Consider the following 19,917-nt stretch of genomic DNA (forward strand, 5'->3'; position numbering starts at 1 on the left):
GGGTGCGGCATCCCCGGCGCACCCCCGACGTGCTTGAGCTCCCCCTCCAGGGGCTGCTAGGCGGACACCAGCAACCGGCGTCCGCGGCGCGCCGTCGCCAGCGCCTCCGGTGTGAGAACCGGACGCGGCACCACGATGCCGCAGTCCGTGCAGACCGGGCCCGACGACGGTTCATGGGCCAGGTCGTACTTCCAGACCAGCCGGTCCCCCTCGCACACCGGGCAGGTCGAGCCCGGTGCGCGCTCCAGCGCGGAGATCAGCTTGCGCAGCACGTCGGCCAGCGGCTCCCGCGGGTGCACCCGGGGGTCGTCGCACCAGGCGACGCCGAACCCGCCCCAGGTCAGCCGGTGCCAGTCGTCCACGCTGCCCGGCCTGCGCAGTCCGTCGTGCTTCTCCTTCTTGCGCCGCTCGGCGAACGCCACCTCGTAGGCCAGCCACACCGAACGCGCCTCTTCCAGCTCCTCCAACGCGGCCACGAGCCGCGCCGGCTCAGGAGAGCGGTCCTCCGGACCGAATCCCGCCCGGGAGCACAAGTGGTCCCAGGTCGCCCTGTGCCCGTACGGAGCGAACCGCTCCAGGCATTTGCGCAGTGAATACCGCCGCAGTGCCAGGTCGCACCGCGGATCGCGCACCTGTCTCGCCAGACTCCGGAAACCTGCCATCGCCCTGCACCTCCGTCACACCTGCACCTGCACTTCGGTCACTTCGGCGACACCGCGCCTCCTTCCCGCGCGGCGTTGACGAATAGACGTATCGACACGCGATTCGGCTCCCTCTGATGCCCGGCGACTTCCCCAGCGAGTCCTGACGACTCGGAAACCTGACGCATGTTCATCTTCCATCCCGGGGATACCGCCGGTAACGTCCCGGCCCACCCTCGTCGGTAGGAGCTGCCATGCCACGGCGTACCCCACGCAACGCCCCAGCCGCACTGAGAACTCCCGGCGGATTCCCCGGGTTCCTGAAGGCCGCATCCGTATGCACGTTGATTGCCGGACTTTTGTCACCTCTTTCCCCGGCGGTGACCGCCCCCCAGGCCGCCGCCGCCGAGCCGGCCGCCGTGACCGACCACTGCGGCGGACGCTGCTCCGACATCCTCCCGCCGGGCCAGAACGGCAACGCGACCCTGGCCCAGATCCTGCTCAACCAGGCTTTCGGCACCCTGCCCGAGCACGCCTCCGACCAGCTCGGCCCCTACGCCGCCCTGGCCAAGGGCCATACGGGACTCACCGACGCCACCGTCAACACCTTCTTCAACGACGCCTCGTTCGGTGTCCCCTCCGACCAGGTCGCCTCCACCCTCAAGCCCGCCGGACGCACCGACGTGACGATCGTCCGGGACAAGAAGACGGGCGTGCCGCACATCACCGGGACCACCCGCTACGGCACCGAGTTCGGCGCGGGCTACGCGGCCGCCCAGGACCGCCTGTGGCTGATGGACGTCTTCCGGCACGTCGGACGCGGCCGGTTGACCTCCTTCGCCGGCGGAGCCCCCTCCAACCAGGGCCTCGAGCAGCAGTTCTGGCGCAGCGCGCCCTACACCGAGGCCGAGCTGCAGGCGCAGATCGACAGTGCGGTCGCCAAGGGCGGCGACCGCGGCCGGCAGGCCCTCGCCGACGCCACCGCCTACCTCGACGGCGTCAACAGCTACATCGACGCCTCCGACAGCGGCCGCTCCTTCCCCGGCGAGTACGTCCTGACCGGCCACAAGGACGCGATCACCAACGCCGGCACCATCGAGCACTTCAAGCTGACGGACCTGGTCGCCCTGGCCTCCGTCATCGGCGCCCTGTTCGGCTCCGGGGGCGGCGGCGAGGTCGACAACGCGCTCTCCCTGCTCGCCGCCCAGGAGAAGTACGGCGTCGTCGAGGGCACCCGGCTGTGGGAGTCGTTCCGCCAGCGCAACGACCCCGAGGCCGCCGTCACCGTCCACGGCAAGAGCTTCCCGTACGCCACGAAGCCCGCCGACCCGCAGGGCACGGCCCTGCCCGACGCCGGCTCGGTGACCGACGAGCAACTGGTGTACGACCGGACCGGCGGCGCGGCCGGCGCCGCCGCGGGCAACGCCTCAGTGACGGCCGCCGCCACCGCCCTCGGCTCGGCCCGGCGGGGCATGTCCAACGCGCTCGTCGTCAGCGGCGAGCACACCGCGAGCGGCCGTCCCATCGCCGTCTTCGGGCCGCAGACCGGCTACTTCGCGCCCCAGCTGCTGCTGCTCCAGGAGATCCAGGGCCCGGGCATCAGCGCGCGCGGCGCCTCCTTCGCCGGCCTGAGCATGTACGTCGAGCTCGGCCGCGGCCAGGACTACGCGTGGAGCGCCACCACCTCCGGCCAGGACATCATCGACACCTACGCCGTGGAGCTCTGCCAGGACGACCACCACTACCTGTACCGCGGCACCTGCACGGCGATGGACAAGGTCGAGCAGAAGAACGCCTGGAAACCGACGACCGCCGACGGCACCGCCGCCGGCTCGTACACGATGCGGGTGTGGCGCACCGAGTACGGCCCGGTGACGCACCGCGCGACCGTCGGCGGCAAGAAGGTCGCCTACACCAGCCTGCGCTCGTCGTATCTGCACGAGGTCGACTCGATCATCGGCTTCCAGATGCTGAACGACCCCGACTACGTGAAGGGCCCGGCGGACTTCCAGCGGGCCACGCAGCACATCAACTACACCTTCAACTGGTTCTACGCCGACTCCGCGCACACCGCGTACTACAACAGCGGCGACAACCCGGTCCGCGCCGCCGGCGTGGACGCGGACTTCCCGGTCTGGGCGCGTCCCGCCCATGAGTGGCGGGGCTGGGACCCGGCCGGGAACACCGCGCAGTACACCCCGCCGTCCGAGCACCCCCACTCCGTCGACCAGGACTACTACATCTCCTGGAACAACAAGCAGGCCGCCGACTACAGCGCCGCGCCCTGGGGCGACGGCTCCGTCCACCGGGGCGATCTGCTGGACGACCGGGTACGCGCGCTGGTCGCCGAGGGCGGGGTGACCCGGGCCGCGCTGGTGAAGGCGATGGCCGACGCGGGCCTCGCCGACCTGCGTGCCGAGGACGTGCTGCCCGGCCTGCTGAGGGTCGTCACCAGTGCGCCGGTGACGGACTCCGCGGCGGCAGCGGCGGTGAGCAAGCTCCAGGCGTGGGTGGCGGCGGGCGCCCGGCGCACCGAGACCTCGGCCGGCTCCAAGAGGTACGCCGACGCCGACGCGATCCGCATCCTGGACGCCTGGTGGCCGCGGCTGGTGAAGGCCGAGTTCGAACCCGGGCTCGGCAGCACCCTGTTCACGGCGATGCAGCGCAACCTGCCCGTCGACGAGGCCCCGTCCGCCGGGCACGGCCCCACCGGATCGCACGCCGGGAGCTCCTTCCAGTACGGCTGGTGGAGCTATGTCGACAAGGACATACGGGCGGTGCTCGGTGAGCCGGTCCGGGGTCCGCTCGACCGTGCCTACTGCGGCGGCGGCAGCCTCGGCGCCTGTCGGGACCTGCTGATCAGCACCCTGAAGGAGGCGGCCGGCCGTACGGCGGCCCAGGTCTACCCCGGCGACGACCAGTGCGCGGCGGGCGACCAGTGGTGCGCCGACGCGATCGTCCAGCGCACCCTGGGCGGCATCGGGCACGGCAAGATCAGCTGGCAGAACCGGCCGACGTACCAGCAGGTCGTGGAGTTCACCTCGCACCGGTGACCGGCCGAGGGACCGGTGCGGGGGCCGCGACCCCCGCGCCGGGCCTCACCGGTACAGCAGATACTCCTTGCGGACCCGGCGGAACGCAGCCAGCTCCCGCTGCCAGCCCGCCACCACCTCGTCGGTGTCCGCGCCCGCGTCGATCATCGTGCGCACCCGGGTGGACCCGGTGAGCTTGTCGATCCAGTTGTCCGCACGCCAGGCGAAGCCGCTCCAGGTCCGCTTCGCCGTCACCAGCAGGGCGACGCCGGTGCGCACCGGGTCGAACGCGGCCCGGTCGTGCACATGGAGCTGCACACCGCCGATGGTCCGGCCCTGGAACTTGGAGAAGGTCGGCGCGAAGTACGCCTCCCTGAACCGCACGCCGGGCAGGTCCAGTTCATTGACGGCCGCCGCCCACCGCCCGTCGACGCCGTCCGCGCCGAGCAGTTCGAACGGGCGGGTGGTGCCGCGCCCCTCCGACAGATTGGTGCCCTCGAACAGACAGGTGCCCGCGTACACGAGCGCGGTGTCCGGGGTGGGCATGTTCGGGCTCGGCGGCACCCAGGGCAGCCCCGAGGCGTCGTAGAAGTCCGAGCGCTTCCAGCCCGTCATCCGCACGGTCTCCAGCGGGACGGGTGTGTCCAGGAACTCCCCGTTGAACAGCAGCGCCAGCTCGGCGACGGTCATGCCGTGCGCCTGCGCGATGGGCTTGCGGCCGACGAAGGTGGCGAACTCCTCGTGCAGGACCGGCCCGAGAGCGGCCCGGCCGGTCACCGGGTTGGGCCGGTCCAGCACGACGAAACGTTTCCCGGCGAGCTGGGCCGCCTCCATGCAGTCGTACAGGGTCCAGATGTACGTGTAGAAGCGGGCGCCGGCGTCCTGGATGTCGAAGACGACCGTGTCGACGCCGGACGCGCTGAAGACGTCGGCCAGCGGCCGGCCGCTCTTGAGGTAGGTGTCGTACACCGGGAGTCCGGTGGCCGGGTCGTCGTAGCGGCCCTCCGAGCCGCCCGCCTGCGCGGTGCCGCGGAAGCCGTGCTCGGGTCCGAAGACGGCCGTCAGGTTCACCCGGTCGTCGGCGTGCATGACGTCCACGATGTGGCGGACGTCCCGGGTCACGCCGGTGGGGTTGGTGACGATCCCGACCTTCTGCCCCGCGAGGGGCGCGTAGCCGTCCGCCGCGAGCCGTTCGAAGCCGGTGCGCAGACGTGGGGGGCGCGGTGCCGCCGAGACGGGGGAGGAGACCGAGGCCGCTGTCGCCGCCGTGGTCGCTGCGAGGAGAGCTCGTCTGGAGAGGCGCATGGTGTGCACCGTATTGCCCGTGCGCGGCGCGGGGAAGGTGCCGGAGCGGGGTGGCGCGGGCCCTTCCCTGGCACATACCGACCGGTTAGTCTGGCCACGCCAGGAGCCGCAGTCGAAGGAGACCGATGGTGCAAGCCGTGCAGGACGCCGCAGTCGTCGTCACCGGGGCCGGAGGGGGCATCGGGGCCGCGCTGGCCCGGCGGTTCGCGGCCGCCGGGGCCCGGGTCGCCGTCAACGACCTCGACGCCGCGAAGGCCCGGAGCGTCGCGCAGGAGATCGGCGGCGTCGCCGTCCCCGGCGACGCCTCCTCGATCATCTCCGAGGCCCGCGACGCGCTCGGCGGCACGATCGACGTCTGGTGCGCGAACGCGGGCGTCGCCTTCGCCGGGGACGAACCCGGCGCACCCCTCGACGAACAGGCCTGGGCGACGTCCTGGGACGTCAACGTCATGGCGCACGTACGGGCCGCCCAGGCCCTGCTGCCCGCCTGGCTGGAACGGGGCAGCGGACGCTTCGTCTCCACCGTCTCCGCCGCCGGGCTGCTCACCATGATCGGCGCCGCCCCCTACGCCGTCACCAAGCACGGCGCCCTCGCCTTCGCCGAATATCTGTCCCTGACCTACCGGCACCGTGGCGTCAAGGTCCACGCCATCTGCCCGCAGGGCGTGCGCACCGACATGCTCGACGCCACCGGCAGCGCCGGCGACCTGGTCCTCAAGCCCACCGCCATCGCCCCCGAGGACGTGGCGGACGCCCTGTTCAAGGGCATGGAGGAGGACCGCTTCCTGATCCTGCCGCACCCCGAGGTCGCCGGGTACTACGAGACGCGGGCCGCCGCCCCCGACCGCTGGCTGGCCGGGATGAACCACCTCCAGCAGCGCTGGGAGGAGACCCGATGACCTCCTCGCCCTACGCCGCCATGCCGTGGCTGGCCCTGCTCAGCGACGCCCAGCGTGCCCCCGTCACGCCGGACGACTCCCTCGTGCACGCCCTGCGCCGCGCCGCAGCCGAGACCCCCGACCGGGTGTGCCTCGCCTACTTCGACGCGCGTCTGACGTACCGCGAGGTCGACGAGCTCAGCGACTCGGTCGCCGGGCACCTCGCCGCCCGCGGCCTGGAGCGCGGCGACCGGGCGGCGATCCTGCTGCAGAACTCCCCGCACTTCGTGCTCGCCCTGCTCGGCGCCTGGAAGGCGGGCGCGATCGTCGTCCCCGTCAACCCGATGTACAAGTCGGGCGAGGTCGGCCACGTCCTGGCGGACGGCGAGGTCGCCGCCCTGGTCTGCTCCGGCCGGGCCTGGGAGGCGTACCTGCGCGACACGGCGGCCGACTCCCCGGTGCGGATCGTGCTCACCGCCTGCGAGGCCGACCTCCAGACCCGCGACGACCCCCGGGTGACCGGCCTCGACCGCCTCCCCACGCCCGCCGGCACCGACGACCTGACGGCCGTGGCCCGCGCCGGGCACCCCGCGCCCGAGGGCCGCGACCCGGAGCCGTCGGACATCGCGCTGATCAGCTACACCTCGGGCACCAGCGGCACCCCGAAGGGCGCCACCAACACCCACCGCAACATCCTGTACAACGCCGAGCGGCAGCGGACCGGCCTCGAACTGCCCGACCCGCCCGTCTACTTCGCGCTCGCGCCGCTGTTCCACATCACCGGCATGGTCTGCCAGCTCGCCGCCTGCCTGGTCAGCGGGGGCACCCTCGTGCTCGCGTACCGCTTCGAGGCGGGCGTCGTCCTCGACGCGTTCGCCGAGCACCGGCCGCACTACACCGTCGGCCCCTCCACGGCCTTCATGGCGCTGGCCGCCCACCCGGACGTCACGCGCGACCACTTCGCCTCGTTCCGGATGATCTCCTCCGGCGGCGCCCCGCTGCCGCCCGCCCTGGTGGAGAGGTTCCGGGCCGCGCTCGGGCCGTACATCCGCAACGGCTACGGCCTCACCGAGTGCACCGCGCCCTGCGCCTCCGTGCCGCCCGGCCTCGAAGCCCCCGTCGACCCGGCCTCCGGGACGCTCGCCGTGGGCCTGCCGGGCCCCGAGACGGTCGTCCGGATCGTCGACGACCGGGGCGAGGAGGTGCCCTTCGGCGAACAGGGCGAGATCGTCGTCCGCGGACCGCAGGTGATCCCCGGCTACTGGCGGCGGCCCGACGCCACCGCCGAGACCTTCCCGGACGGCGAACTGCGCACCGGCGACATCGGGTTCATGGACGCCGACGGCTGGCTCTACGTCGTCGACCGCAAGAAGGACATGATCAACGCGTCCGGCTTCAAGGTCTGGCCGCGCGAGGTCGAGGACGTCCTGCACACCCATCCCGCCGTCCGCGAGGCCGCCGTGGTCGGGGTGCCCGACGGCTACCGCGGCGAGACCGTCAAGGCGTACATCAGCCTCCGTCCGGGCGCGGACACCGACCCCGGCGAACTCGTCTCCCACTGCAAGGAGAGACTGGCCGCCTACAAATATCCGCGCGAGGTGGAGATCCTGCCCGACTTGCCCAAGACGGCAAGTGGGAAGATCCTCCGTCGGGAACTGCGTTCCCGTACCAGCGAGGGATAGACAGCAAGCGGACATCTCGGAAGGGCAGGTGGCGGCACAGTGGCCAGGACGACGGACGGTGACGGTACGCCCGTCCCGCAGCGGCTGCTCGCCGCCGCCACCCGGCTCTTCGCGGAGCGGGGCTACGACCGCACCTCGGTGCAGGAGATCGTGGAGGCGGCCGGCGTCACCAAAGGGGCGCTCTACCACTACTTCGGCTCCAAGGACGACCTCCTGCACGAGGTGTACGCGCGCGTGCTGCGCGTGCAGCAGGAACGCCTGGACGCCTTCGCGGACGCCGACGAGCCCGTCGAGAAGCGGCTGCGGGGCGCCGCCGCCGACGTGGTCGTGACGACCATCGAGAACCTCGACGACGCGTCGATCTTCTTCCGCTCGATGCACCACCTGAGCCCGGAGAAGAACAAGCTGGTGCGCGCCGAGCGCCGGCGCTACCACGAACGCTTCCGCGCGCTCATCGAGGAGGGGCAGCGCACCGGCGTCTTCTCCACGGCGACCCCGGCCGACCTCGTGGTCGACTACCACTTCGGCTCGGTCCACCACCTGTCCACGTGGTACCGGCCCGACGGTCCGCTCAGCCCGCAGGAGGTCGCCGACCACCTCGCCGACCTGCTGCTGCGCGCCCTGCGTCCCTGAGCCCCGAGGACGCCTGTGCGGGGGCCGGAGCCCCCGCACACCTGCGTGCTACAGGTACTTCTTCAGCTCCCGCCGGGCCAGCGACCGCTGGTGCACCTCGTCCGGCCCGTCGGCGATCATCAGCGTCCGCGCCGAGGCGTACAGCTCCGCGAGCGGGAAGTCCTGGCTGACGCCGCCCGCGCCGTACAGCTGGATCGCCCGGTCGATGATGTCGACGACCGCGCGCGGGGTGGCGATCTTGATGGCCTGGATCTCGGTGTGCGCGCCCCTGTTGCCGACGGTGTCCATCAGCCAGGCCGTCTTCAGCACCAGCAGCCGCAACTGCTCGACGGTCACCCGGGCGTCGGCGATCCAGTTGTGCACCACGCCCTGCTGGGCGAGCGCCTTGCCGAACGCCTGACGCGACACCGCGCGCCGGCACATCAGCTCGATCGCCCGCTCGGCCATACCGATCAGCCGCATGCAGTGGTGGATACGGCCGGGGCCGAGCCGGGCCTGCGCGATGGCGAAGCCGCCGCCCTCCTCGCCGACCAGGTTGCCCACGGGCACGCGCGCGTGGTCGAAGACGACCTCGGCGTGGCCCCCGTGGGAGTGGTCCTCGTAGCCGAACACCCGCATCGCACGCCGGACCGTGACGCCCGGGGTGTCCCGGGGGACCAGGACCATGGACTGCTGACGGCGGATGTCCGCGCCGTCCGGGTCCGTCTTGCCCATCACGATGAAGATCGCGCAGTCGGGGTTCATCGCGCCGGAGATGTACCACTTGCGGCCGGTGATGACGTATTCGTCGCCGTCCCGCTCGATCCGGGTGGTGATGTTGGTGGCGTCGGAGGACGCCACCTCCGGCTCGGTCATCGCGAACGCCGAGCGGATCTCGCCCGCGAGCAGCGGCTCCAGCCACTGCTTCTTCTGCCGCTCGTCGCCGAACTGGGCCAGCACCTCCATGTTCCCGGTGTCCGGCGCCGCGCAGTTCGTCGCCGTGGGCGCCAGATGGGGGGAGCGGCCGGTGATCTCGGCGAGCGGCGCGTACTGGAGGTTGGTGAGACCGGCGCCGTACGCGGCGTCGGGCAGGAAGAGGTTCCACAGGCCCTGCCGGCGCGCCTCGGCCTTCAGCTCCTCCACCACGGCCGGGGTGTCCCACGGCGAGGCGAGTCGGGCGCGCTGCTCCTCGGCCACCGCCTCGGCCGGGTAGACGTGCTCGTCCATGAAGGCGAGCAGCCTGGCCCGCAGTTCCTCGGTGCGCGCGTCGAATGCGAAGTCCATGTCCGTCAGCCTTCCTGGATGCCGTCGCGGAGCGTGGTCAGACCGTGCTGGATGAAGACCGGGACGAGGTCGCCGATGCGGTCGAAGCCGCGGCCGACCGTCTGGCCCAGGGTGTAGCGGTAGTGGATGCCCTCCAGGATCACGGCGAGCTTGAACCAGGCGAACGCCGTGTACCAGGACACCGCGGAGACGTCCCGGCCCGACCGCTCGGCGTACCGCTGGATCAGCTCCGCGGGCGCGGGGTGGCCGGCCGCCTCGGCGGTCGTGGAGACCGGGGAGTCGGGCGTCCCGAGCGGCATGCTGTACATCACCAGCAGGCCGAGGTCGGTCAGCGGGTCGCCGAGGGTGGACATCTCCCAGTCGAGGATGGCCTTGATCCGGTCGTCCGGGCCGATCAGGACGTTGTCCAGGCGGTAGTCGCCGTGGATCACGGTCGGCGCGGGGGAGTCCGGCAGCCGGCGGCCCAGTGTCGCGTGCAGCTCGTCGATCCCGGCCAGGTCGCGGTTGCGGGAGGCGTCCAGCTGCTTGCCCCAGCGGCGCAGCTGCCGGTCCAGGAAGCCCTCGGGGCGCCCGAAGTCCTCCAGGCCCACCGAGGCGGGGTCCACCGCGTGCAGCCCCACGAGGGTGTCCACCAGGGACAGCACCGCGTCCCGGGTGCGCTGCGGGCCGAGCGGGGCCAGCTGGTCCGCGGTGCGGTACGGGGTGCCCTCCACGAACTCCATCAGGTAGAACGGCGCCCCGAGCACCTCCTCGTCCTCGCACAGCAGCAGCGGCCGGGGAACCGGCACGCTGGTCGGGTGCAGGGCGCTGATGACGCGGTGCTCGCGCTTCATGTCGTGCGCGGTGGCGAGGACGTGGCCCAGCGGCGGGCGGCGCACGACCCAGCGGGAGGTGCCGTCCGAGACGGTGTAGGTCAGGTTGGACCGTCCGCCCTCGATGAGCCGGCCGGTCAGCGGACCCTGCGCCAGACCGGGCAGCTCGCGCTCGAGCAGGCCGCGCAGCCGGTCGAGATCGAGTCCGGGCGGATGGTCGGGGCTCATCGGTGCTCCTCGGGACGCGTGAACGTGACCCGACTTATGATGCCGACCAGTCGGTATGTAGTCCAGAGGGGCGCCCGAACGTGATCGGACCCACGATAGGGCGACAGCTCCCCGGCGGAGCGCCGGGGAGCTGTCCGGGGGTGCGACCTGGTGGGCCCGGTGGGCTCAGTGGTCGTCCCAGTGCCCGTCGTGCGCCGCGTGCCGGTGCCCGTCGTGCAGATAGTCGACGTGGTCGCCGTGCAGGACGCTCTCGTGTCCACAGCCCTCGCCGTGCCGGTGGCTGTGGTCGTCGTGGGCGACGTGCGCCTCGCTGACGCACTCGTCCCAGTGACCCGCGTGCTCGCGGTGCAGATGCCCGTCGTGCGCGTAGTCGGTGTGGTCGCCGTGCGGCACCGGGGTGTGCCCGCAGCCGGGGCCGTGGACATGCGTGTGGGCGGAGTGTTCGACGTGCTGGGTGGTCATGTGGCTCACCTTCGAAAAGAAGCGGGATCCGACGACGTGTCGGCGCCCAGGCTGCCACGCGAACGGCGCATATCAGGGCATTCCGCTTGCGCGGCGTCCTGCCGCCCCGGAGGGTCGGACCCATGAAGGCCATCAGCTACTCACGCTACGGCGGGCCCGACGTGCTCGCCTACGGGGAGGTCGACGACCCCCGCGTCGGCGCCGACTCCGTACTGGTCAAGGTGCGGGCGGCGGCGGTGAACCCCGTGGACCTGAAGTGCCGCGAGGGTCATCTGGACCAGCTGATCGAGCCGGTCTTCCCGGTGGTGCCGGGCTGGGACGTGTGCGGGGTCGTCGTCCAGCCCGGACCGGCCGTCACGGAGTTCGCCGTCGGCGACGAGGTCATCGGCTACGTACGCCAGGACGTCCTCGAGCACGGCACCTTCGCCGAGTACGTCGCCGCGCCCGTGCGCACGCTCGCACGCAAGCCCCGCAACCTCACCTGGGAGGAGGCGGCCGGCCTGCCCCTCGCCGGGCTGACCGCCTACCAGGCGCTGACGAGGACCCTCCAGGTCAGACGGGACGAGACGGTCCTCGTGCACGGGGCGTCCGGCGGGGTCGGCTCCCTCGCCGTCCAGCTCGCCCGGCACGCGGGCGCGAGGGTGATCGGCACGGCGAGCGCCCGCAACCACGACTTCGTGCGCGGACTCGGCGGTGAGCCGGTCGAGTACGGCGAGGGGCTGGTGGAGCGGGTACGCGGTCTCGCGCCGGAGGGGGTGACCGTGGCGTTCGACACGGTCGGCGGCGAGGCCCTGAAGGTCTCCGCCAACCTGCTGGCCCCCGAGGGCCGCCTGCTCTCGATCGCCGACCCGGACGTCGTCGACTACGGCGGCCGCTACCACTTCACCCGCCCCGACCCCGAGGACCTGCTCCGCCTCTGCGAACTGGCCGAACAGGGCGTCGTCTCGGTCCGCGTCGCACGCACGCTCCCCCTGGCCGAGACGGCCGAGGCCCACCGCCTCAGCGAGGAGGGCGGCACCCCCGGCAAGATCGTGGTGACGGTGGACTGGGAGACGGAGGACCCGACCCCACCGGGGCTGTGGGAGACCACGGACTGACGGGGCCGCCTCGTGCCGACCCGGCTGCGGGCAGTCCTGCCGCTGGGGCGGCACGGGTGGGCGCAGTGGCACCCGCGAGCGCTCCGGCCGTCCAAGTCGCCCGGAGCCACCGACGGCCTCTCAGAGGAGCAGCCGCGCCCCGCACACCGCCAGCGCCACCGTGACCACCACCGTGGCCGTCGCGTGGCGCGGAGCCAGGGCCCGGGGCTCGGGCGACGCGGCCAGCAGCCGGATCCTGCGCTGGGCGAGCGCCAGGAACCCCAGCCACAGGACACAGCACAGGGCGCCCACGACCACCCCGCTCACCGAGACCCCGCCCCGCAGCGCGCTCTTCGCGGCGAGCACGGCGGCCACGGTGGCCGCCAGCGTCGTCCGCCGCCACGCCAGCCGCGTCCGCTCGGGCTGCAGCCCCGGATCCCGTACGGCCGCGGCCGCCGGCCCGCCGCTCACGTCTCCCACCCGACGAGCACCACGAACACCATCGCCACGGCCACCAGAGCGACCAAGACCCCGAGCAGCGCCGGGAACCGGGACACCGGAAGGTCCTCGCCGCGCCGCATCGCCCGCTCGCAGCGCACCCAGTGGTTGACGGCCCGCAGCGCGCACAGCACACCGGCCGCGAGCAGCGCGAGCGCGAGCCCGACGCGCCAGCCCCAGCGCAGGTCGGGCAGGAACTGGTCCACCGCGAAGCCGCCGCCGACCAGGGCGAGCGCGGTCCGCAGCCACGCGAGGAAGGTGCGCTCGTTGGCCAGCGAGAACCGGTAGTCGGGCGTGCCGCCCTCCCGCCGGACCTGCTCCGGCGCGAACCACAGCCGGACGTTGCGCACGAACTCGATCACACGCACGACCCTAACCGGGCCGGGCCGGGCCGGCCCGGCCGGTGCCGCCCGCACGCTCAGCCGGCGGCCCGGTGCGCCCGCAGCCGTTCGTACGCCGCCGTCCCGTCCGGCACCCACGTCCACTCCGGGAGCCGGCGCTCCAGCTCCGCGTCGGTCAGGAAGCCGTGCCAGGCGACCTCCTCCACCTGCGGCTGCACCGGCTGCGTGCAGCGCACCTCGTACACCGCCGACCACCAGGTCCGCCCGGCGCCGTCGTCGTAGAGGAACTTGAAGAGGAACACCGGCCGCGGCAGACCGCTCACACCGAGTTCCTCCTCGGCCTCGCGCAGCGCCGCGTCGTCGTACGACTCGCCCGCGCCGACCACCCCGCCGACGAACATGTCGTAGTGCGAGGGGAAGACCAGCTTGGTGGGGGTGCGCCGGTGCACGAAGAGCCGGCCCTCGGCGTCCCGGGCCTCGATGAAGACGCAGCGGTGCCGCAGCCCCCGGGCGTACGCCTCACCGCGTGGGGCCTGACCGACCACCCGGTCCCGCTCGTCGACGATGTCGAGAATCTCGTCAGCAGCGCTCATGGAGCCCCATCCAAGCAGGAGGGGCCCCGTCCAAGCAGGAGGGGCCCTCGTGCGGGTGACCGACGGGTGCGGCGGGTCAGCTCAGCGGAGCCGGGACCACGGCCGTGGTGCGCTTGGCCTGCGGGGCGCCGCAGGGCATGGCCTGGTGGGTGCCGAGCAGGATGATGCCGACGACGATGCCCGCGAGGCCCGCGGACTCCCAGGCCAGCGCGCCCGGGTCGGTGCGCAGCCGGTCGCCGAGGAAGCCCACCCCGCACAGGATGCCCGCCAGCGGCTGGGCCGCGGTCAGCGCGGGCAGCGACATGCGCAGGGACGCCGTCTCGAAGGCGCTCTGGACCAGCACCAGCCCGGTCAGCCCGAGCGCGACGATGGCGTACGGCTGCCAGCTGGTCAGGACCGCGGAGAGGCCGCCGTCCGCGAAGCGCTCCCCGGTCATCCGCGTCAGCGCGTCCTGCACGCCGTACAGCAGGCCCGCGGCCGTGGCGAGCAGGGCCGGGCCGGCGTTGAGCCGTGAGCGCTTGGCGTACCCGGTCAGCAGCAGGGCCGCCCCGACCATGACGCCGATGATCAGCCACTGCCGGAAGGAGTCGCCGCCGGCCGAGCCGCCCTGGGGCTGCCCCGCCATGATGAACGCCGTCACACCCCCCGCGAGGAGCGCGAGGCCGGCCCAGCCCTGGCGGCCCAGGGGCTGCTTGGTCTGGCGGCGTGAGAGCATCAGCGCGAAGAGCAGGTTCGTGGCCAGGAGCGGTTCCACGAGGGAGACCTCGCCCTGGCCCAGCGCCATCGCGCCGAGGGCCATGCCGACCACCATGAGACCGATGCCGCCGAGCCACCGGGGGACCTTCATCAGGTCGAGCAGCAGCCGGGGGGACAGGTAGTCGTTGAGCGGTGCCCGCTGGGCGACGTTCTGCTGGAGCACGAAGCCGAAACCCAGACAGGAGGCGGCGGCGATGGCGAGTATGAGGATCTGGAGCGACACGCTGCGTACCTCGATCATCCTGCCGGGGGAGGGGGACGGGGTGCGTAAAGGCCGACTGTAGCGACCTCAGGCCCGGCATGCGCGTCCTACGAGTGTGCGGCAACGAGTACCCCGGTGCCATGACCTACGCCACACAGTCTCAACAATTCGTATCAATTCGGACACCACATGAACAACAACTGCCCCATGGATCACGGAAGTTGACGCGTGTAACACCCGGGTGACTCTTGACGAGAACCCTTGGCGGGGGGTTTGCTGTGCGTGACCACCTGATGACACCCACGACGTGCTCCCAGGACCCAGAACCGGTGTCCCCACCCCCACCCCCACCCCCTCTCGCCCGCGGCCGCAAGCGCTCCGGCCACACCTTCGACGCGGCACTGGACGACGCCGAGCTCGCCGCCGCCCGCACCGCCCTCGCCCAGGGGCGCTGGCAGACGGTCCGCTCCCTGCTCGCCCGTACGGGCGACGACTGGGACCGCAGAGGGCACCGCGCCACCGTGCTCGCCGCCGAGCCCTACTGCGTCGCCTGGACTCGTGACTGGCTGCTCGCCGAGCCCGACTCCGGGGACGCCGGCGTCCTGCTCGCCCTCGCCCAGGTGCGGCTCGCCCTGCGCGGCAAGGAGAAGCCGCCCCGCGCCCGTGACGCCTGCCACCGGGCCGCCGCGCTCCTGCCGGCCGACCCCACCCCCTGGCTGGGCCTGCTCATGCTGGAGAGCGCTCTCGGCACCGAGGCCGAGATGTGGCACTGCTTCACCGAGATCCGCGCCCGGTACGCCGACCACCACCACGCCCACCACCTGGTGGTCGCCCGGCTCGCCGAGCAGCGCACCGCGTCCGGCGCCGACCCGATGCACGCGGTCTACGACTTCGCCCTCGACGCCGCCCAGCGGGCCCCCGCCGACTCGCCGCTCGCCGTCCTGCCGGTCGTGGCCCACACCGAACGCTTCCGCGTCCTCGCGGCGGCGGGCCACGAACCCCGGGACGCGGCCGCCTCCGGGCACTGGACCGGCCGCCGCGCCCGGCAGGTGATGCGCTCCGCCTTCGACTGGTGGCTGGAGTGGGAGCAGGAGGGCCACCCCCGCCGGCTGATCGACCTGAACTTCCTCGCCCACGCCAAGGTCTGCGAGGGCCGGGGCGCCGAGGCCGCCGCGCTGTTCCACCGCATCGGCGACCACGCCACCCCGTCACCGTGGTCCTACCCGGACCGCGACCCGTACTCCGCCTTCCGCGCCGCCCGCGACACCGCGCTCGGCACGGCCTGAGAACGGCGGATCCCCCACCGAGGACTCACCCAGCGCGACCCGACCCGACGAAGGACGGACATTCGATGACGACGGGCAGTTCCAGCACCAGCAGCGCCACCGCCGCCGGCGACGGCGGGATCAGCACGTTCAAGGGGCAGGAGCGCGCCCTGCGCGCCGACCGGCTGGGCACCACGGGACTGCTGCTGTCCGTGCTCGCGGCGACCGGGCCCCTCATGGTCGTCGCGGGTGTCATGCCCACGACCTTCGGGGTGATGGGTGTGGTCGGGCAGCCGCTGCTGTTCGTGATCCTCGGCCTCGTCCTCGCCCTCTTCAGCGTCGGCTACGCCGAGATGAGCCGGCACGTGCACAACGCGGGCGCCTTCTACGCCTACATCTCCCGCGGCCTCGGCGGCACGGCCGGCGCCGGTGCCGCGATGGTCGCGCTCGTCGCCTACAACGCCCTCCAGGTCGGCATCTACGGCATCTTCGGCTTCGAGGTCTCCGGGCTGTGCGCCACCTACCTCGACCTGGAGATCTCCTGGTGGCTGCCGGCCCTGCTGGCGGCGCTCGCCGTCGGCGCGCTCGGCTGGCTGAAGATCGACCTGAACGCGCGCGTGCTCGGCGTCCTGCTGGTCATCGAGGTCGTCCTCGTCGTCATCTTCGACGTCGCCGCGATCTCCGGCCCCGCGAAGGAGGGGCTGTCGCTGCACGCCTTCAACCCCGACACCCTCACCGGCGCCGGCATCGGCACCGCCCTGTGCTTCTGCGTCGCCGCCTTCCTCGGCTTCGAGCAGGCCCCCGTCTACGCCGAGGAGACCAGCCGCCCGCACGTCCTCGTGCCCCGCGTGATGTACCTGGCCATCGGGGGCATCGCCGTCTTCTACACGATCAGCTGCTGGGCGTACACCGTCGCCACCGGACCCTCCGCCGTCGTCGGCACCGCCCAGAAGCAGAGCGCCGGCATGCTCTTCTTCCTCACCGAGGACCTCATCGGCGAGACCTTCACCGACGTCCTGCACGTGCTGTTCGTGACCGGCATGTTCGCCGCCCTGCTCAGCTTCCACAACGTCGTCGCCCGCTACGCCTTCGCGATGGGCCGCGAGGGCCTGCTGCCCGCCGCCTTCGGCCGCACCAGCGGTGTCAGCGGCGCCCCCGGCACCGGCTCGCTCCTGCAGACCGGCGTCTCGATCGTCGCCGTCGCAGCCTTCGCGCTCACCGACGGCAAACCGGCCGGCGACCCCACCGCACCGGTCCTGCACCTGTTCACCTGGATGGGCAGCCTCGGTGCGCTGGGCGTCACCGCCCTGATGGCCGCCGCCTCGGTCTCCGTGATCGCCTTCTTCGTCCGGCGCGGTGCCGCCGCGGCCCAATTCTGGCGGCTCGCCGCCTCCGCGCTGTCCGTCCTCGCGCTGCTCTTCATCGTCGTCTACACGGTCAAGGACTTCGACGTCCTCATCGGCGCGGGCCCGGGCTCCGCCCTGAGCTGGGTCCTGCCCTCGGTCATCGCCCTCGCGCTGGCCGCCGGGGTCGTCCAGGGCCTGCTGCTGCGCTCGCGCTCTCCCGAGCGGCACGCGCGCATCGGCCTGGGCAACGAGGCGTTCCAGCTCGACAAGGCCGCCGAGGAGACCCCGTAGCCGTTCGTCCCGGCCCAGACATGACGGAAGTCTGACGAGCACCCGCGATCCCTGGCCCCGCCGGGGCCGCGGGTGTTCGAATGAGGGGGTGAACCCCGAACAGCCCGGCGCCCCCGAGCCCCCGGAGGGCGAGGAGCGGGGCAGGCCCATCGGCCGCCGCGTCCTCCTCGGCACCCTCGGTCTCGGCGTCCTCGGCGTGGTCACCGCGCCCACCCTGCAACGCGGCCTGGAGTCCTTCCTCGCCGGAGCGTCCGACAAGGACCCCACCGGCCTGACGGACCTGCTGCCCAACGGCGGCGGCTTCCGCTACTACTCGGTCACCTCCTCCGTACCCCGCAAGAGCGCCACCGACTACCGCCTGACCGTCGACGGCCTCGTCGACCGCCCCGGCTCCTACACGCTGGCCGACCTGCGGGCCCTCCCGCAGACCCGGCTCGTCCGTGACGTCCAGTGCGTCACCGGCTGGAGGGTCCCCGGCACCCCCTTCGAAGGCGTACGGCTGTCCCGGCTGCTCGACGCCGCCGGGGTACGCCCCGGGGCGGGCGCCGTGCGCTTCACCTGCTTCGACGGCGCCTACTCCGAGAGCCTCACCCTCGACCAGGCCCGCCGCTCCGACGTCCTGGTCGCCCTGCGGATGAAGGACCAGGACCTGGGCCACGCCCACGGCGGCCCCGTGCGCCTCTACGTCGCCCCCATGTACTTCTACAAGTCCGCCAAGTGGCTCTCCGGCATCACCGTCACCCGGGACGTGCGCCCGGGCTACTGGGAGGAACGGGGCTACGACGTCGACGCCTGGGTCGGCCGCTCGAACGGACGCGACGATGCCCCCACGAGTTGACACGCCCCGCCCGGCCACGCGGGTCCGCCGCTTCACCCCGGCCGCCCGCCGGGTGCACCGGGCCACCGCCGCGCTGATGGGCGTGTGCGTGGTGACGGCGGCCTGCCTCTACATCCCGCAGTTCGCCGAGCTGGTGGGCCGCCGCGAACTCGTCGTCCGCGTCCACGAGTGGGCGGGCCTCGCCCTGCCCGTGCCCGCCCTGGCCGGACTGGTCTCCGGCGCCTTCCGCCGCGACCTGGGCCTCCTCAACCGCTTCGGCCCGCACGACCGGACCTGGCTGCGGGCCGTCCTGCGGCGCGACCGGCGCCCCGGCTCCCGCCCGGCGGGCAAGTTCAACGCCGGGCAGAAGATCTACGCCTCCTGGCTCGCCGGGGCCACGCTGGTGATGCTCGGCACCGGGCTGCTGATGTGGTTCACCCACCTCACGCCGCTGCGCTGGCGCACCAGCGCCACCTTCGTGCACGACTGGCTCGCGCTCACCCTCGGCATCGTCCTCGCCGGTCACATCGGCATGGCCCTGGCCGACCCGGAATCCCGGCACGGTCTCCGCAGGGGCACCGTCAGCCGGGAGTGGGCCGAGCGGGAGCACTCCCTATGGCGCCCCTGACCAGGTGAGCGACAGGACCCCGGCCGGGCCCTCCGGCGACAGCGCCTCCCCGTCCTGACCGGTGCCGGTGTCATGCTCCTGTTCCGGCTCCGGGTCGGGGAGCACGTCCGGCGGGGCGATCGTGAACGCCTGCGGCAGACGCACCTCGTCGGTGCCGTACCGGACGGACACGTCCACCGGACCCGGTCCGAGCGCCGGGACCACGACGGACAGGACGACGGTGCCGCCGGACCGCGGCCCGAGCAGCGGGGCGCCCGGCACCTGCCGGCCCCCGACCGTCACCGTCGCGGCCCGCGGCAGTTCGGCGGGGTCGAAGTAGACGTCCGCCAGCTCGACGCCGATCACCTCGGCGGGCCGCGCGGTGCCGTCGCCGCCCGTGTCCACGCCCGCGATCCGGTACCCGCACGCCGGGGCCCCGCCCGCGGGCGTCCGCAGCCGCACGGTGGCGCCGGGGTGGCGGCGGTGGAAGTCGAGCAGTCCGCCCAGCACGGCGTAGGCGGCACGTCCCTTGCAGGACTGCGCCCTCCCGGCCAGGGCGGCGTGGTCCCGGCCCGCCTGCTCCCAGTCGCCGCCCTCGCCCTGTACGGCCAGACAGGCCGAGGCCAGGGCCCGCAGCAGCGTCCACTCGTCACCGTCCGCCGCCCCGTCCAGCGCGGTCCCGCAGGTGGCGGGGTCCCGGAGCCGGTCGTACACGCTCGCCGGGTCGGCGGTGCCGTCGAGGTCGGGTGAGCCGGGGCCGGGCGGCAGCCAGGCGGGCGCCACGAGGGGCTCGCGGCTCTTCCCAGGGGTGGACGGGCTCACCGGCCGACGCGGTGTGCCACCCCCCGCGAGGGGGCCGGGCCCGCCGGTGAGCGCGGGGGCGCCGATGTGCCCGTCGGGGCGCTTGGGGGCGGTGGGGGAGGGGGAGGCCGCCCCCGGCCCGGTGGAGGGACCGGCGGTGACCGCCGGTCCACCGCCGCCCCCGCCGTCCGCCCGGTCGCTGCCCTCCAGGCCGGTGAAGGCGGCGGCGGACACCGCCACCGCGCCGACGAACAGCAGCCCCGAGATGCGCATCCCGAGGGAAACCGCCATGAGACCCCCCGATGTCCGTGCCCCCGACGGCCGCGGCGGCCTCCGGGGGATCACCACATCATCGGGCTCTTCGCGCTCCTGGGGAAGTCGTGAAGGC

Annotated in this window: 19 protein-coding genes; 9 read left to right on the plus strand and 10 right to left on the minus strand. The window is 73.1% G+C overall.

All coding sequences use genetic code 11. The features are described 5' to 3' along the window. Positions 1-56 precede the first annotated feature (56 nt). The gene (locus ACFV46_RS27125; RefSeq protein WP_385500126.1) at positions 57-662 is read right to left on the minus strand and encodes a hypothetical protein; all 606 of its coding nucleotides are present in this window, start codon (positions 660-662) and stop codon (positions 57-59) included. A 233-nt stretch (positions 663-895) separates the two neighbouring features. On the opposite strand from ACFV46_RS27125, the gene ACFV46_RS27130 reads away from it, so the two are divergent. After that, the gene (locus tag ACFV46_RS27130; RefSeq protein ID WP_385500128.1) at positions 896-3,694 is read left to right on the plus strand and encodes a penicillin acylase family protein; all 2,799 of its coding nucleotides are present in this window, start codon (positions 896-898) and stop codon (positions 3,692-3,694) included. A 45-nt stretch (positions 3,695-3,739) separates the two neighbouring features. Here the strand turns inward: ACFV46_RS27130 and ACFV46_RS27135 are convergent, their stop codons facing one another. After that, positions 3,740-4,978, minus strand: coding sequence for an exo-beta-N-acetylmuramidase NamZ domain-containing protein (locus ACFV46_RS27135; RefSeq protein WP_385500130.1), 1,239 nt, complete (start codon positions 4,976-4,978; stop codon positions 3,740-3,742). Between the two features lie 125 nt (positions 4,979-5,103). Between ACFV46_RS27135 and ACFV46_RS27140 the strand changes: the two genes are divergently transcribed. From ACFV46_RS27140 to ACFV46_RS27150, 3 genes are read left to right on the plus strand one after another with little or no spacing between them, the layout of a single operon-like run. Further along, positions 5,104-5,877: an SDR family oxidoreductase gene (locus ACFV46_RS27140; protein ID WP_361931784.1), complete on the plus strand. Its 774-nt coding sequence runs from the start codon at positions 5,104-5,106 to the stop codon at positions 5,875-5,877. After that, positions 5,874-7,538, plus strand: a complete 1,665-nt coding sequence (locus tag ACFV46_RS27145; RefSeq protein WP_385500132.1) for a class I adenylate-forming enzyme family protein — start codon at positions 5,874-5,876, stop codon at positions 7,536-7,538. Before ACFV46_RS27140 ends, ACFV46_RS27145 begins: the two co-directional genes overlap by 4 nt. A 39-nt stretch (positions 7,539-7,577) precedes the next feature. After that, positions 7,578-8,171 carry a TetR/AcrR family transcriptional regulator gene (locus ACFV46_RS27150; RefSeq protein WP_062670819.1) on the plus strand — a complete coding sequence of 198 codons (594 nt, stop codon included), beginning with the start codon at positions 7,578-7,580 and terminating at the stop codon, positions 8,169-8,171. Positions 8,172-8,219: 48 nt separating this feature from the next. Here ACFV46_RS27150 and ACFV46_RS27155 read toward each other — a convergent pair whose 3' ends face one another. From ACFV46_RS27155 to ACFV46_RS27165, 3 genes are all read right to left on the minus strand, one after another. Continuing rightward, positions 8,220-9,434 (minus strand): acyl-CoA dehydrogenase family protein, encoded by a 1,215-nt coding sequence (locus tag ACFV46_RS27155; RefSeq protein WP_385500133.1) that lies wholly within the window; start codon positions 9,432-9,434, stop codon positions 8,220-8,222. A 5-nt stretch (positions 9,435-9,439) separates the two neighbouring features. Next, complete coding sequence (locus ACFV46_RS27160; protein WP_376728535.1) at positions 9,440-10,474, minus strand: phosphotransferase family protein; 1,035 nt, start codon at positions 10,472-10,474, stop codon at positions 9,440-9,442. A gap of 165 nt (positions 10,475-10,639) precedes the next feature. Further along, the gene (locus ACFV46_RS27165) at positions 10,640-10,936 is read right to left on the minus strand and encodes a hypothetical protein (protein ID WP_376728536.1); all 297 of its coding nucleotides are present in this window, start codon (positions 10,934-10,936) and stop codon (positions 10,640-10,642) included. A 122-nt stretch (positions 10,937-11,058) separates the two neighbouring features. Between ACFV46_RS27165 and ACFV46_RS27170 the strand changes: the two genes are divergently transcribed. Continuing rightward, positions 11,059-12,033: an NADP-dependent oxidoreductase gene (locus ACFV46_RS27170; protein WP_385500134.1), complete on the plus strand. Its 975-nt coding sequence runs from the start codon at positions 11,059-11,061 to the stop codon at positions 12,031-12,033. Positions 12,034-12,153: 120 nt separating this feature from the next. Here ACFV46_RS27170 and ACFV46_RS27175 read toward each other — a convergent pair whose 3' ends face one another. The 4 genes from ACFV46_RS27175 to ACFV46_RS27190 all read right to left on the minus strand — a co-directional run bounded on the left by ACFV46_RS27175 (position 12,154) and on the right by ACFV46_RS27190 (position 14,423). Next, positions 12,154-12,483, minus strand: a complete 330-nt coding sequence (locus ACFV46_RS27175) for a DUF202 domain-containing protein (protein WP_385500135.1) — start codon at positions 12,481-12,483, stop codon at positions 12,154-12,156. Continuing rightward, complete coding sequence (locus tag ACFV46_RS27180; protein WP_385500136.1) at positions 12,480-12,872, minus strand: YidH family protein; 393 nt, start codon at positions 12,870-12,872, stop codon at positions 12,480-12,482. The genes ACFV46_RS27175 and ACFV46_RS27180 overlap by 4 nt, the downstream gene beginning before the upstream one ends. A gap of 56 nt (positions 12,873-12,928) precedes the next feature. Next, positions 12,929-13,444: an NUDIX hydrolase gene (locus ACFV46_RS27185; protein WP_385500138.1), complete on the minus strand. Its 516-nt coding sequence runs from the start codon at positions 13,442-13,444 to the stop codon at positions 12,929-12,931. A 76-nt stretch (positions 13,445-13,520) separates the two neighbouring features. Continuing rightward, positions 13,521-14,423 carry a DMT family transporter gene (locus ACFV46_RS27190; RefSeq protein WP_376728540.1) on the minus strand — a complete coding sequence of 301 codons (903 nt, stop codon included), beginning with the start codon at positions 14,421-14,423 and terminating at the stop codon, positions 13,521-13,523. 308 nt (positions 14,424-14,731) lie between these two features. Here ACFV46_RS27190 and ACFV46_RS27195 point away from each other — a divergent pair, with 308 nt between their 5' ends. The 4 genes from ACFV46_RS27195 to ACFV46_RS27210 all read left to right on the plus strand — a co-directional run bounded on the left by ACFV46_RS27195 (position 14,732) and on the right by ACFV46_RS27210 (position 18,749). Next, positions 14,732-15,688, plus strand: a complete 957-nt coding sequence (locus ACFV46_RS27195) for a hypothetical protein (protein ID WP_385500139.1) — start codon at positions 14,732-14,734, stop codon at positions 15,686-15,688. Between the two features lie 65 nt (positions 15,689-15,753). Next, entirely contained in the window at positions 15,754-17,304 is a 1,551-nt protein-coding gene (locus ACFV46_RS27200; RefSeq protein WP_385500140.1) for an APC family permease, read from the plus strand. A gap of 88 nt (positions 17,305-17,392) precedes the next feature. Beyond that, a complete protein-coding gene (locus ACFV46_RS27205) occupies positions 17,393-18,142 on the plus strand; it encodes a molybdopterin-dependent oxidoreductase (RefSeq protein WP_385500141.1) in 750 nt (249 codons plus the stop codon). Next, entirely contained in the window at positions 18,126-18,749 is a 624-nt protein-coding gene (locus ACFV46_RS27210) for a cytochrome b/b6 domain-containing protein (RefSeq protein WP_385500142.1), read from the plus strand. Before ACFV46_RS27205 ends, ACFV46_RS27210 begins: the two co-directional genes overlap by 17 nt. On the opposite strand, the gene ACFV46_RS27215 is transcribed toward ACFV46_RS27210, so the two are convergent. Then, positions 18,735-19,820, minus strand: coding sequence for a hypothetical protein (locus ACFV46_RS27215; RefSeq protein ID WP_385500143.1), 1,086 nt, complete (start codon positions 19,818-19,820; stop codon positions 18,735-18,737). The two genes, ACFV46_RS27210 and ACFV46_RS27215, sit on opposite strands and share 15 nt — an antisense overlap. Positions 19,821-19,917: the final 97 nt, after the last annotated feature.

This window comes from Streptomyces sp. NPDC059852 (assembly GCF_042731455.1).
Taxonomy (GTDB): Bacteria; Actinomycetota; Actinomycetes; order Streptomycetales; family Streptomycetaceae; genus Streptomyces.

Bases quoted from the DNA above. Each gene is read 5' to 3' on its own strand.
- ACFV46_RS27200 (WP_385500140.1), top strand. From the start codon at position 15,754: ATGACGACGGGCAGTTCCAGCACCAGCAGCGCCACCGCCGCCGGCGAC.
- ACFV46_RS27185 (WP_385500138.1), bottom strand. From the start codon at position 13,444: ATGAGCGCTGCTGACGAGATTCTCGACATCGTCGACGAGCGGGACCGG.
- ACFV46_RS27165 (WP_376728536.1), bottom strand. From the start codon at position 10,936: ATGACCACCCAGCACGTCGAACACTCCGCCCACACGCATGTCCACGGC.
- ACFV46_RS27135 (WP_385500130.1), bottom strand. From the start codon at position 4,978: ATGCGCCTCTCCAGACGAGCTCTCCTCGCAGCGACCACGGCGGCGACA.
- ACFV46_RS27160 (WP_376728535.1), bottom strand. From the start codon at position 10,474: ATGAGCCCCGACCATCCGCCCGGACTCGATCTCGACCGGCTGCGCGGC.
- ACFV46_RS27170 (WP_385500134.1), top strand. From the start codon at position 11,059: ATGAAGGCCATCAGCTACTCACGCTACGGCGGGCCCGACGTGCTCGCC.
- ACFV46_RS27145 (WP_385500132.1), top strand. From the start codon at position 5,874: ATGACCTCCTCGCCCTACGCCGCCATGCCGTGGCTGGCCCTGCTCAGC.
- ACFV46_RS27130 (WP_385500128.1), top strand. From the start codon at position 896: ATGCCACGGCGTACCCCACGCAACGCCCCAGCCGCACTGAGAACTCCC.
- ACFV46_RS27215 (WP_385500143.1), bottom strand. From the start codon at position 19,820: ATGGCGGTTTCCCTCGGGATGCGCATCTCGGGGCTGCTGTTCGTCGGC.
- ACFV46_RS27155 (WP_385500133.1), bottom strand. From the start codon at position 9,434: ATGGACTTCGCATTCGACGCGCGCACCGAGGAACTGCGGGCCAGGCTG.
- ACFV46_RS27210 (WP_385500142.1), top strand. From the start codon at position 18,126: ATGCCCCCACGAGTTGACACGCCCCGCCCGGCCACGCGGGTCCGCCGC.
- ACFV46_RS27140 (WP_361931784.1), top strand. From the start codon at position 5,104: ATGGTGCAAGCCGTGCAGGACGCCGCAGTCGTCGTCACCGGGGCCGGA.
- ACFV46_RS27125 (WP_385500126.1), bottom strand. From the start codon at position 662: ATGGCAGGTTTCCGGAGTCTGGCGAGACAGGTGCGCGATCCGCGGTGC.